The sequence below is a fragment of the Pseudomonas sp. GZD-209 genome, assembly GCF_049310485.1.
In the GTDB taxonomy this organism is placed as follows: Bacteria; Pseudomonadota; Gammaproteobacteria; order Pseudomonadales; family Pseudomonadaceae; genus Aquipseudomonas; species Aquipseudomonas sichuanensis.
Window position 1 is genome coordinate 1 of sequence record NZ_JBMOWQ010000056.1, and the last position, 12,238, is coordinate 12,238.

At 61.3% G+C, this 12,238-nt stretch carries 9 protein-coding genes and 2 rRNA genes; all 11 read left to right on the forward strand.

Features of this window, described 5'->3' with window-relative positions:
- Positions 1-1,822 (forward strand): 23S ribosomal RNA (locus ACO6VM_RS08540); the annotation flags it as partial.
- A 133-nt stretch (positions 1,823-1,955) separates the two neighbouring features.
- Positions 1,956-2,071, forward strand: a 5S ribosomal RNA gene (gene rrf / locus ACO6VM_RS08545).
- 291 nt (positions 2,072-2,362) lie between these two features.
- A complete protein-coding gene (locus ACO6VM_RS08550; protein WP_125462933.1) occupies positions 2,363-4,006 on the forward strand; it encodes an acetolactate synthase large subunit in 1,644 nt (547 codons plus the stop codon).
- A gap of 176 nt (positions 4,007-4,182) precedes the next feature.
- Positions 4,183-4,425 (forward strand): hypothetical protein, encoded by a 243-nt coding sequence (locus ACO6VM_RS08555; RefSeq protein WP_422403114.1) that lies wholly within the window; start codon positions 4,183-4,185, stop codon positions 4,423-4,425.
- A gap of 146 nt (positions 4,426-4,571) precedes the next feature.
- Positions 4,572-5,468 carry a nitrilase family protein gene (locus tag ACO6VM_RS08560; protein ID WP_422403115.1) on the forward strand — a complete coding sequence of 299 codons (897 nt, stop codon included), beginning with the start codon at positions 4,572-4,574 and terminating at the stop codon, positions 5,466-5,468.
- A gap of 13 nt (positions 5,469-5,481) precedes the next feature.
- Positions 5,482-6,636 carry a hypothetical protein gene (locus ACO6VM_RS08565; RefSeq protein WP_422403116.1) on the forward strand — a complete coding sequence of 385 codons (1,155 nt, stop codon included), beginning with the start codon at positions 5,482-5,484 and terminating at the stop codon, positions 6,634-6,636.
- The gene (locus ACO6VM_RS08570; RefSeq protein ID WP_422403117.1) at positions 6,633-7,604 is read left to right on the forward strand and encodes an asparaginase; all 972 of its coding nucleotides are present in this window, start codon (positions 6,633-6,635) and stop codon (positions 7,602-7,604) included. Before ACO6VM_RS08565 ends, ACO6VM_RS08570 begins: the two co-directional genes overlap by 4 nt.
- A gap of 84 nt (positions 7,605-7,688) precedes the next feature.
- Positions 7,689-8,243 carry a UPF0149 family protein gene (locus ACO6VM_RS08575; RefSeq protein ID WP_323833771.1) on the forward strand — a complete coding sequence of 185 codons (555 nt, stop codon included), beginning with the start codon at positions 7,689-7,691 and terminating at the stop codon, positions 8,241-8,243.
- Positions 8,244-8,375: 132 nt separating this feature from the next.
- Positions 8,376-9,005 carry a glutathione S-transferase family protein gene (locus ACO6VM_RS08580; RefSeq protein WP_422403118.1) on the forward strand — a complete coding sequence of 210 codons (630 nt, stop codon included), beginning with the start codon at positions 8,376-8,378 and terminating at the stop codon, positions 9,003-9,005.
- Between the two features lie 18 nt (positions 9,006-9,023).
- Positions 9,024-11,039: a pyridoxamine 5'-phosphate oxidase family protein gene (locus ACO6VM_RS08585; protein WP_422403119.1), complete on the forward strand. Its 2,016-nt coding sequence runs from the start codon at positions 9,024-9,026 to the stop codon at positions 11,037-11,039.
- Between the two features lie 75 nt (positions 11,040-11,114).
- Complete coding sequence (locus tag ACO6VM_RS08590) at positions 11,115-12,014, forward strand: LysR family transcriptional regulator (protein WP_422403120.1); 900 nt, start codon at positions 11,115-11,117, stop codon at positions 12,012-12,014.
- Positions 12,015-12,238 lie beyond the last annotated feature (224 nt).

The window sequence follows — 12,238 nt, forward strand, 5'->3', positions numbered from 1 at the left end:
TTTAAAGAAAGCGTAATAGCTCACTAGTCGAGTCGGCCTGCGCGGAAGATGTAACGGGGCTCAAACCATGCACCGAAGCTACGGGTATCACCTTTTGGTGATGCGGTAGAGGAGCGTTCTGTAAGCCTGTGAAGGTGAGTTGAGAAGCTTGCTGGAGGTATCAGAAGTGCGAATGCTGACATGAGTAACGACAATGGGAGTGAAAAACTCCCACGCCGAAAGACCAAGGTTTCCTGCGCAACGTTAATCGACGCAGGGTTAGTCGGTCCCTAAGGCGAGGCTGAAAAGCGTAGTCGATGGAAAACAGGTTAATATTCCTGTACTTCCAGTTATTGCGATGGAGGGACGGAGAAGGCTAGGCCAGCTTGGCGTTGGTTGTCCAAGTTTAAGGTGGTAGGCTGAGATCTTAGGCAAATCCGGGATCTCAAGGCCGAGAGCTGATGACGAGTGCTCTTTAGAGCGCGAAGTGGTTGATGCCATGCTTCCAAGAAAAGCTCCTAAGCTTCAGATAACTGGGAACCGTACCCCAAACCGACACAGGTGGTTAGGTAGAGAATACCAAGGCGCTTGAGAGAACTCGGGTGAAGGAACTAGGCAAAATGGCACCGTAACTTCGGGAGAAGGTGCGCCGGCGAGGGTGAAGGACTTGCTCCGTAAGCCCATGCCGGTCGAAGATACCAGGCCGCTGCGACTGTTTATTAAAAACACAGCACTCTGCAAACACGAAAGTGGACGTATAGGGTGTGACGCCTGCCCGGTGCCGGAAGGTTAATTGATGGGGTTAGCGCAAGCGAAGCTCTTGATCGAAGCCCCGGTAAACGGCGGCCGTAACTATAACGGTCCTAAGGTAGCGAAATTCCTTGTCGGGTAAGTTCCGACCTGCACGAATGGCGTAACGATGGCGGCGCTGTCTCCACCCGAGACTCAGTGAAATTGAAATCGCTGTGAAGATGCAGTGTATCCGCGGCTAGACGGAAAGACCCCGTGAACCTTTACTATAGCTTTGCACTGGACTTTGAGCTTGCTTGTGTAGGATAGGTGGGAGGCTTTGAAGTGGGGACGCCAGTTCTCATGGAGCCATCCTTGAAATACCACCCTGGCAACCTTGAGGTTCTAACTCAGGTCCGTTATCCGGATCGAGGACAGTGTATGGTGGGTAGTTTGACTGGGGCGGTCTCCTCCCAAAGAGTAACGGAGGAGTACGAAGGTGCGCTCAGACCGGTCGGAAATCGGTCGTAGAGTATAAAGGCAAAAGCGCGCTTGACTGCGAGACAAACACGTCGAGCAGGTACGAAAGTAGGTCTTAGTGATCCGGTGGTTCTGTATGGAAGGGCCATCGCTCAACGGATAAAAGGTACTCCGGGGATAACAGGCTGATACCGCCCAAGAGTTCATATCGACGGCGGTGTTTGGCACCTCGATGTCGGCTCATCACATCCTGGGGCTGAAGCCGGTCCCAAGGGTATGGCTGTTCGCCATTTAAAGTGGTACGCGAGCTGGGTTTAGAACGTCGTGAGACAGTTCGGTCCCTATCTGCCGTGGACGTTTGAGATTTGAGAGGGGCTGCTCCTAGTACGAGAGGACCGGAGTGGACGAACCTCTGGTGTTCCGGTTGTCACGCCAGTGGCATTGCCGGGTAGCTATGTTCGGAAGAGATAACCGCTGAAAGCATCTAAGCGGGAAACTTGCCTCAAGATGAGATCTCACTGGGATCTTGAATCCCCTAAAGGGCCGTCGAAGACTACGACGTTGATAGGTTGGGTGTGTAAGCGCTGTGAGGCGTTGAGCTAACCAATACTAATTGCCCGTGAGGCTTGACCATATAACACCCAAGCAATTTGCGCGTAAGCCGAATTGTGGTGGTGAAGACGAAAGCCCCGAAAGTTCGCAACATCACAAATCACATATCCGAATTAGCCAAGAGTGTTCACAAGACATTCTGGGCAACCGAATTTCTTGACGACCATAGAGCATTGGAACCACCTGATCCCATCCCGAACTCAGTAGTGAAACGATGCATCGCCGATGGTAGTGTGGGGTTTCCCCATGTGAGAGTAGGTCATCGTCAAGATTCATTTCGCAAAACCCCTATCTGCGCATGCAGGTAGGGGTTTTGTCTTTTCCGGCTATTTAATCCTTCCTACCTCGGTTCAAGGCAAAGGTCTTTTGCGCCTCGGATAGCTCCGCAGACGGCGCCAGGGGTGCGACAATTATTACCGTCCGATGACGTGACTTTCCCGCACCGACCCTGCGTCAAGACTTAGGTTCGGGGCAATCCTCGCACCCGGACAGAGCGATGCCAGCGTACCGTGCTGCGCATTTCTGGACCTCCACCGCCCTATACACTGAGGTAAGAAGCAAAATGGCCAAGGCCGCCGATGTCGTTGTGCAATGCCTGGAAAACGAAGGTGTCGAGTATGTGTTCGGCATCCCCGGCGAGGAGAACCTCGACCTGCTCGAGTCCCTGCGCAAATCGAAGATCAAGCTGGTACTGACCCGCCATGAGCAGTCCGCAGGCTTCATGGCTGCCACCTATGGTCGCCTGACCGGCAAGACCGGCGTCAGCCTGTCGACCCTCGGCCCCGGCGCCACCAACCTGGTGACCGCCAGCGCCTATGCCTACCTCGGCGGTATGCCGATGATGATGATCACCGGCCAGAAGCCGATCAAGAAGTCCAAGCAGGGCCGTTTCCAGATCATCGACGTGTGCGGCATGATGGACCCCATCACCAAGTACACTCACCAGTTCGCCTCGGCCGACAACATCCCGGCCCGCATGCGTGAAGCCTTCCGCTTGGCCGAAGAAGAGAAGCCGGGTGCCGTGCACCTGGAACTGCCGGAAGACATCGCCGCCGAGCAGACCGACGCGCTGCCGATCCCGCGCAGCCTGCACCGTCGCCCGCTGGCCGAGCACGTGGCCATCGAAGCCGCTGTCGAAAAACTGAAGAACGCCCGTAACCCGATCCTGGTGATCGGCGCCGGCGCCAACCGCAAGATGACCGCCAAGGTCCTCAAGCAACTGATCGACAAGACCGGCATCCCGTTCATCACCACCCAGATGGGTAAAGGCGTGGTCGACGAGCGTCACCCACGCTTCCTGGGTAACGCCGCGCTGTCCTCCGGTGATTTCGTGCACCGCGCCGTCGAAGCCGCCGACCTGATCGTCAACATCGGCCACGACGTGATCGAGAAACCACCGTTCTTCATGGTTCGTGGCGGCACCGAAGTGATCCACGTGAGCTTCCGCTCCGCCGAAGTGGACGCCGTGTACTTCCCGCAGGTGGAAGTGATCGGCGATATCGCCAACGCCGTGTGGCAGATCAGCGAAGCCCTGACCGACACCAGCCACTGGGACTTCACCCGCCTGCTGGCGATCCGCGAAGCCAACGAAGCGCAAATCGCCGAAGGCGCCGACGACAACCGCTTCCCGGTCTACCCGCAGCGCATGGTCGCCGACATCCGTCGCGTGCTGCCGTCCGAAGGCATCGTTGCCCTGGACAACGGCATCTACAAGATCTGGTTCGCCCGCAACTACAAGGCGCACAAGCCCAACACCGTGCTGCTCGACAACGCCCTGGCGACCATGGGCGCCGGCCTGCCGTCGGCGATGGCAGCGCACCTGGTGTACCCGGATCGCCCGGTGATCTCGGTGTGCGGCGATGGCGGCTTCATGATGAACAGCCAAGAGCTGGAAACCGCGGTACGTCTGGGCATGCACCTGACTGTGGTGATCCTGCGTGACGACGGCTACGGCATGATTCGCTGGAAGCAGGCCAACATGGGCTTCACCGATTTCGGCCTGGACTACGGCAACCCGGACTTCGTCAAATACGCCGAAGCCTACGGTGCCAACGGCCACCGCGTGGAAAGCGCCGAAGGCTTCCTGCCGCTGCTGGAGCACTGCATCAAGACCCCAGGCGTGCACGTGATCGACTGCCCGGTCGACTACAGCGAGAACGACCGCATCCTCAACAGCGAGCTGCGTGAGCGCGCGCTGGCGGTCTAAACCGTAACAAAACATCGTTGGCGAGCCGGCCCCGCAGTCTAGTGGGAGTCGGCTTGCTGACGACGGCCCACCGCTAGACAGCGCTTGTTACCGCTTCACCATAAGCATCTACCGCGCCCCACGGTCCAGCCTTTGGCACGCTCAGGTTCCTAAACCTTTATGGAGAACCCGAGATCGTGACCATCGGATCGACTCACAACCATCCCGCCAATATTGCCATTGAGCCAACAACTCCGGTTCTGCCTTGGGCTGCCCGCTTCCCCAACCCTCCTGATCTTTGTTTCGATTATCGCCGCTTGCTCGAACAGTACTGCCTGCGCACGGCTATCGATACCGTGATCAACCTTTGCAGCCACACAGATGCACGATTCAGGGGCGACTTCACCCTTGACGACTATCCGCATTATCAGATCCGCTAACTGGCGATTTGAACCAAGTGCGTAGGATTGTTCTTTCAGGCGTTTGCGCATTCTCCAGTCGTGCCATGGGAATCTCCTGACTATTGCTCCTTTAGCTTTGCCCGTTCTACTGGCGGCCTTCCACAACAACCACAAAGGAAGCCGCCATGCAGCAGCAATGTTCTCCCGTCAGCCCCGTCCGAATCGCCGTCATCCAGTACGACCCGCAAGTCGGCCTGGAACACTCCGGCGACAACCTGGACAGAGGCCTGACCCTGGCCCGCCGAGCCGCACGCGAAGGCGCTAACCTGATCGTGCTGCCGGAGCTGGCCAACACCGGCTACACCTTCCAGTCTCGAGCCGAAGCCTATGCTCATGCCGAAACGCTGCAGGATGGCCCAAGCCTGCAGGCCTGGGCGCAATTTGCCCGTGAGCAGCAGGTGTACCTGGCTGCCGGTTTCGCCGAGCGTGATGGGCTAAAACTCTATGACAGTGCGGTGCTGTTTGGTCCCGAAGGACGACTTGGGCATTACCGCAAAGCGCATCTGTGGAACCAGGAAAAGCTCTGGTTCACCCCGGGGGACCTGGGCTTCCCGGTGTTCGAAACGCCCATCGGCCGTATCGGGCTGTTGATCTGCTGGGACATCTGGTTCCCGGAAGTACCCCGGCTTATGGCTGCCCAAGGCGCCGATATCATTTGCAGCCTGAACAACTGGGTGTGGACGCCGCCGCCGCTGTTCGACGAAGCCGGGCGCTGCATGGCGTCGTACCTGACCATGACCGCCGCCCACGTCAACAATGTCCACATCGCAGCCGCCAACCGCATAGGCCGTGAGCGTGGTGGGCGTTTCCTGGGTTGCTCGCTGATCGCCGGCACCAACGGCTGGCCTATCGGCGAGGTGGCCAATGCCGAGGAGGAGTGCATCCTGTACGCCGATGTAGATCTCGTTGCGGCGCGTTCGGCCCCGATCTGGAACAGCCTCAACGACCTGCCCCGGGACCGACGCACCGATCTGTACGACGCTACCTTGGGGTATCGCTTGCATTCGGCGATGCCACGTTGAGGGGGGAGAGGTCGTGGAACATGCTCTCTCTCAACATCGACAACGTGTACCTGCCCTGATCCTCAGCAGCCTGATTGCGCTGCTCGTTGCCGCCCTGGCGCTTGACCAGTGGCCAGACTATGCACAGCTCACCGCGACACTGGATCAGCCATTGAGTCGGTTGCGCTGGATCATCGGCGATATCAGCGAAGTCGCCTTCTACAAGCACGAACTGCCTGCCTTGGGGCTTCTGCTGGGCGCAAGCCTTGCGCACTGGGCGCACTTGCGAGGTCATCGCTGGCAAGGGTTTGCCATCTGCTATGGCACCGGCCTGTGGCCGTGGCTGTTCATCAGCTCGTTGCTCGGTTTGCTGTTGAGCCATGCGCTGTGGGGCTGGACCCTCGCCAGCGGCCTTTGGCAACCGACCTTCGTCGCCTTCGTATCACTGCCAGCTGCCATGGTGCTGTTGTTCGGCGGTGGCTGGCGGGTGGCGATCAATGGCGCGCTGTTAGGCGCATTACTGGTAACGCCTGCCAGCCTGTTGCTGGTCAATTACCTGTGCTATCCGCTTCAGTTGCCCGCGGTAATAGGCAACGTCAGCGGCATGGCCCTGGCAAGCGTGATGGCGTTCCTGTTGTGCAGGCGGTTCCCGGGCCTTGTACGTGATGGTCAGCGTCCTGTAAGGCCTGCACCCGTTGCCAGCAACCCAGACTACGGGGTGATCTGGACGCTGCGCCGGGTTTTGGCCGACTTCAGCGAAGCACCGTTTTTCGGCAATGAACTGGCGAGTCTCGGGTTATTGCTTGGCGTGGTGTTGGCTTACGTGCTGGCTCCGGCGGCACCGGCCTACGGCTCGCAACTGGTGCTGCAGATGCTGGCAGGGCAGGCGCTCGCCTCGTTGTTTGGCGTGCTGTTCTGGCGACGTCAATGGATCGAGCGAGGCTGGTATCCCACCTACATCCCGATCGTTTCGATTGTGCCGGCCGCAGTGCTTACCCTAGGTGGCAGCTGGCAAGTAGTGGTCTCTAGTGCCGTGCTGGGAGCGCTGATTGCGCCGCCGTTGGCCGTGGCGATCAGCCAGCGCTTGCCGGGCTACATGCATGGCTATATCGGCAATGTGTTGTCCATGGCTATCAGCACCTTGGCCATCGTGCCGCTGATCAATCTACTGCCAGGGGGTGAAGCATGATGCGTTTGTCGGTCGGCAGCCTGGGCGGCACGGTGAGCATGCAGGCAGAGGCAGCAGGGCAGGGTGTAACCCCGAAACTGGACTGTGAAGCGCTGCTGGCGATGTTGCCGCAGTTGCGCAACATCGCCCGTATCCGCACCGCCACGCTGTGCCTGCTGCCCAGTGCGTCACTGGGCTTCGAGACTCTACTGGGGGTACTTGCGTGGGCCCGTGAAGAGATCGAGGGTGGCGCACAGGCCGTGGTGCTAACCCAAGGCACCGACACCCTTGAGGAAACCGCCTGGTTTCTTGATTTGCTCTGGCCCTTCGAAGAGCCCTTGATCATCACCGGGGCCATGCGCTCAGCTAGCCAGCCGGGTACTGATGGCCCGGCGAACCTGCTGGCAGCGGTGCAAGTGGCGTTGGATGTGTGCAGTCGCGGGCGCGGTGCATTGGTGGTCATCAACGACCAGATCCATGCGGCCGCCGCAGTTCGCAAGACGGCAAGCCTGGCAATGGCTGCCTTCGAATCACCCGGCAGCGGCCCGGTGGGCGTGATGGTGGAAGGCGTCGCACGTTACCGCCATCCGCCGTTGCCCCGTCAGGTACTGTCATTACCAGCGCATACGACGCAACGTGTTGCTCTGCTGGAGTCCTGTCTGGGTGCTGACACTGCCTTGCTGCAGGCGCTACCGCAGCTGGGATATGACGGGCTGGTAGTGGCGGGCTTCGGCGCGGGCCACGTTTCCCTTGTCTGGGCTGAGGCTATGATGGCCCTCGCCAGTCACATGCCCGTTATCGTCGCCACGCGCACCGGCAGCGGCCCGACGGCGCGAACCACCTATGGCTTTGTCGGCGGCGAAATCGACCTGCAGGCCAAGGGTATGCGCATGGCCGGAGCGTTGTGCCCACGCAAATGTCGCATCCTGCTGTGGCTGTTGATTGGTGCTGGGGATGTGCCGCAACTGGAGCAGTGGCTACCCCGATGAGACGATGCCCGCTCCCCACGGAGCGGGCACGTTTTGCTGCTGCTGTGCTAGGGTGCACGCACATTTGCCCAGGACACCCCACCCATGCTCCCCCCGCTCAGCGAAAAAGAACTCGACCGCCTCGAAGACCTGCTGATCACCTACGGCAACGACTATTCGGTCATCAACCTGGCCGAGCTCAACGGCCTGTTCACCGCCCTGGCCAGCTCGCCGACCCAGGTCAATCCGGAAATTTGGCTGCCTGCCGTTTCAGGCGGCAAGGTCCCGAAATTCAAGAAGCCCGCCCATGAAGAGGCCTACACCGCGCTGATGCTGCGCTACGCCAGCCAGATCGCGGAAGAACTGGCCGACAACCTTGCCGACTTCGAGCCATTGTTCGAAGAGAGCGAGGATGAAGGAGGGCCGGCGATCATTCTCGAAGAGTGGTGCTTCGGCTACATGCGCGGCACGCAAGTCGCCGAATGGAGCGCGCTGCCACCCGAGCAGGACCGTCTGCTCAAGGCCATCTCGCTGCATGGCCTGGAAGACAACTTCGAGTTGCTCGACTCGATGAGTTTCGATGAACTCCAGGCCTGTGTGCCGCAGGTAGTGGAGGCGGCGCGCGGGTTGTACCAGTATCAGAAACAGCAGCGCCATTGAGGCCTTCGCGGGGCCGATTATTCCACCTGCCGAAATACTGGATTGCTTGCGGCACTCATTCTGCTGCCAACCGATCCAGTGCAGCATGTTCTCCAGCAGCGCCACTCCCGGCGCTGATCCGGAGCCAAGCACATGCCAACCCCGATCAAACTCTACAACTTCCCCAAGTCCGGCCATGCCCACCGCATCGAGCTGATGTTGTCGCTGCTGAACCTGCCCACCGAACTGGTGTTCGTCGACCTCGCCAAGGGCGCGCACAAGCAACCCGATTTCCTCGCCCTCAATCCGTTCGGCCAAGTGCCGGTGATCGACGACAACGGCACCGTGATCGCCGACTCCAACGCGATTCTGGTGTACCTGGCCAAGGCCTACGGCGGTGAACGCTGGCTGCCCCAGGACCCGCTCGGTGCCGCCCGCGTGCAGCGCTGGCTGTCGGTGGCCGCCGGTCCCCTGGCCTTCGGCCCTGCCGCCGCACGGCTGGTCACGGTATTCGGCGCCTCGTTCAACACCGACGAGGTAATCGGCCGCGCCCACACCCTGCTCAAGGTCATCGATGCCGAACTGGCCCAGCGCCCGTTCCTGGTGGGCAGCGAGGCGACCATCGCCGATATCGCCAACTACTCCTACATCGCCCACGCGCCAGAGGGCAATGTGTCGCTGGAACCCTACCCGAATGTGCGCGCCTGGCTTGCCCGCATCGAAGCGCTGCCAGGGTTCGTGCCGATGCCGCGCACGGTCATCGGCCTGCAGACCACGCTGTAACCCCTGAGGAATGCCGCCATGCGCTCTCCCTGGCACGAAGGTGAAAAACGACTGCAGGAGCAGGTCGGCGTTGCCGAGCGCATGGAGGCGTTCGGGCAGAAAGTCATCCGCGACCATATGCCTGACCAGCATCGGGTGTTCTACCACCAGCTGCCGTTCATCGTGGCGGGTGCCGTGGATGCGCAGGGTAAACCCTGGGCAACCCTGCTCGAAGGCCCGGAAGGCTTCGTCAGCTCGCCCGATCCGAAGCAACTGCTGATCGACACTGAGCTGGCCAGCGATGATCCCGCCACGCCTGGCCTGGCCCAGGGCGGCGCCATCGGCCTGCTGGGGATCGAGCTGCACACCCGCCGGCGCAATCGCCTCAACGGCCAGGCCCGCCGCGTCGCAGGGGGGCTGCTGGAGGTGGCGGTCGAACAATCGTTCGGCAACTGCCCGCAGTACATTCAGTTGCGCGAATACACCCGTGTCGATGAGCCCTCACAGGGGCGCCAGGATGCAACGGCACTCGATGCTCGAACCCGGGCGATGATTGAAGGCGCCGACACCTTCTTCGTTGCCAGTTACGTCGAACATGACGATGGCCGGCGCTCGGTGGACGTGTCCCATCGCGGTGGCCGCCCGGGTTTCGTCAAGGTCGAAGGCAACCGGCTGACCATCCCCGACTACGCCGGCAACCTGCATTTCAATACCCTCGGCAACCTGCTGGTGAACCCGCTTGCCGGGCTGTTGTTCGTCGATTTCGCTACCGGCAATGTGTTGCAGCTGTCCGGCCGCACCGAGGTGATGCTCGACAGCCCGCTGATCAGTGCTTTCGAAGGCGCCGAGCGGCTCTGGGCGCTGGACGTCGAGCAGGTGGTGCTGCGCCCGGCAGCGCTGTCGCTGCGCTGGGCCTTCCAGGAATATGCCCCGACCAGCCTGGCGACCGGCACCTGGGTCGAGGCCGAGCAGCGCCTGCAACAGCGTGAGCGGCAGCGCCAGTGGCTGGCCTGGCGGGTGGAGCGTATCGAACAGGAAAGCCGCGACATTCGCTCGTTCTATCTACAGCCCGATGATGGCAAGCCCGTGCCCTTTGCCCCAGGGCAGCACATCCCTATGCGCCTGCAACTCGACGGCGAGGCGCCGCTGGTGCGCACCTACAGCCTTTCCAGCGCACCGTCCGACGGTTACCTGCGTATCAGCGTCAAGGCCCAAGGCCCGGCTTCGCGACACCTGCATGAGCGCTTGAAGGTCGGTGACGTGCTGCAGGTGCGCCTGCCCATGGGCAATTTCACCCTCGATCAACAGAGCCAGCGGCCCCTGGTGCTGATCGGCGCCGGGGTCGGCATCACACCGCTGATGGCCATGCTCCGCGAGCAACTAAGCAGCGGGCAGGGCAGGCGTATCCACCTGTTCCACGGCGGGCGCAGCCTGGCCGAATTGCCGTTCCGACAGGAACTCGCCGCACTCAAGCAGCAGGCCGGTGACCTGCTGGCTATCCACCGCGCCCTGAGCCAGCCCGAAGCCGATGCCGTACCTGGCCGCGATTTCGAGTTCGCCGGCCGTCTGGGCATCGCCCAGATCAAGGCCGTACTGGCGCTGGACGACTACGACTTCTACCTGTGCGGCCCGGCCAGTTTCACCCAGGACCTGTACGAAGGCCTGCGTGCGCTGCATGTGCCCGACGCACGCATCCACGCCGAGGCGTTCGGCCCCTCGACCCTGCGCCGCCACACTGACGACCGGCAACCCGTGCTGCAACAGCCCCCGGCCGCCACCCAGCCGGTGCCGGTGTACTTCGCCAGCTCCGCCAAGGAAGCCCGCTGGGCACCCGACAGCGGCACGCTGCTGGAGCTGGCAGAACGCCGAGGCCTGTCACCGGATTTCAGTTGCCGGGGCGGCTCCTGTGGTACCTGCAAAACCCGCGTGGTCAGTGGCCAGGTGCATTACCCCAACCCGCCTGCCGAGCTGCCCGATAGCGGCACTGTACTGATCTGCTGCGCGGTGCCGGCCCAGCCGGAGGACGGTGCGCAGCCGTTGGTGCTGGAGCTGTGAGGTTGGCCGGTGAAGCCAGCACAAAACCCCGCTATAACAGATAATCCCCCGCACCCCCTAGGCCCAGGAGCCCGCATGGACCAGATCCACCTGATGAAGGTGTTCGTCGCCGTCGGCGAACTGGAAAGCTTCGCCGCCGCCGCCCGTCGCCTGGCGATATCGCCTGCGGCAGTGACCCGTGCCGTCACGGCCCTGGAAGAACAACTCGGGGTCAAGCTGCTGCTGCGCACCACCCGCAGCGTGCGCCTGACCGAAGCCGGCGGGCGCTACCTGGAAGATACCCGGCATATCCTCGCCAGTATCATCGAAGCCAACGAAGCGGCCGCCGGCATCAACGCCGCGCCCAAGGGCGACCTGGCCGTGACCGCGCCAATCCTGTTCGGCAAGAAGTTCGTCATGCCCTGCATCGTCCGCTACCTGCAGCAGTACCCCGAGGTGGACGTATCGGCCTACTTCCTCGACCGAGTGGTGAACCTGGTGGAGGAGGGTATGGATGTGGCGGTACGGATCGGCCAGCTACCCGACTCCGGCCTCAAGGCCCTGCGCGTGGGCAGCATGCGCAGGCTGCTGTGCGCCTCGCCTGGGTATCTCGAACAACACGGCACCCCACGCCATCCCAGCGAGCTGCAAGGCCACGCGATCATCGCCGCCGGCGTTCTCTCGCCACGCACCGACTGGCGCTTCGGCGCCATCGACGACCCGACCCTGATCCGCATGAAGCCACGCCTGACCGTGACCAGCAACGACGCGGCCATCGCCGCCGCCAGTGCCGGGCTGGGTATCGCCCGGTTGCTGTCCTACCAGGTGGCGGACGAGCTGGCGGCCGGGCGGCTGCAGGTGATCCTTGCCGAGTACGAAGAAGCGCCCTGGCCGATCCACGTGCTGCACCGCGAGAGCAAGTACGGCTCGACCAAGGTACGCACCTTCATCGACATGCTGGCCGAACACCTGCGTGCTCAGCAGCATTTGAATTGAACTCGATGACATCGTACAACCATGGAGCTAGGCCACCAAAATTTCCCCCACTAAGCATAGGTAAGCCCTGATATAGCTCAATCACAGGCAAGTACGCGCTCATGACAATTTAAAAATTGTTGTACGACGACCTATGACATGGCACTCTCGCACCTGAAACATTTTGTCTCAAGTCGCCCGGGCGACCACAGGCAATCACCAGCAACTCTAAAAATAATTCAGGT

Bases quoted from the DNA above. Each gene is read 5' to 3' on its own strand.
- ACO6VM_RS08550 (WP_125462933.1), top strand. From the start codon at position 2,363: ATGGCCAAGGCCGCCGATGTCGTTGTGCAATGCCTGGAAAACGAAGGT.
- ACO6VM_RS08560 (WP_422403115.1), top strand. From the start codon at position 4,572: ATGCAGCAGCAATGTTCTCCCGTCAGCCCCGTCCGAATCGCCGTCATC.
- ACO6VM_RS08570 (WP_422403117.1), top strand. From the start codon at position 6,633: ATGATGCGTTTGTCGGTCGGCAGCCTGGGCGGCACGGTGAGCATGCAG.
- ACO6VM_RS08575 (WP_323833771.1), top strand. From the start codon at position 7,689: ATGCTCCCCCCGCTCAGCGAAAAAGAACTCGACCGCCTCGAAGACCTG.
- ACO6VM_RS08580 (WP_422403118.1), top strand. From the start codon at position 8,376: ATGCCAACCCCGATCAAACTCTACAACTTCCCCAAGTCCGGCCATGCC.
- ACO6VM_RS08585 (WP_422403119.1), top strand. From the start codon at position 9,024: ATGCGCTCTCCCTGGCACGAAGGTGAAAAACGACTGCAGGAGCAGGTC.
- ACO6VM_RS08590 (WP_422403120.1), top strand. From the start codon at position 11,115: ATGGACCAGATCCACCTGATGAAGGTGTTCGTCGCCGTCGGCGAACTG.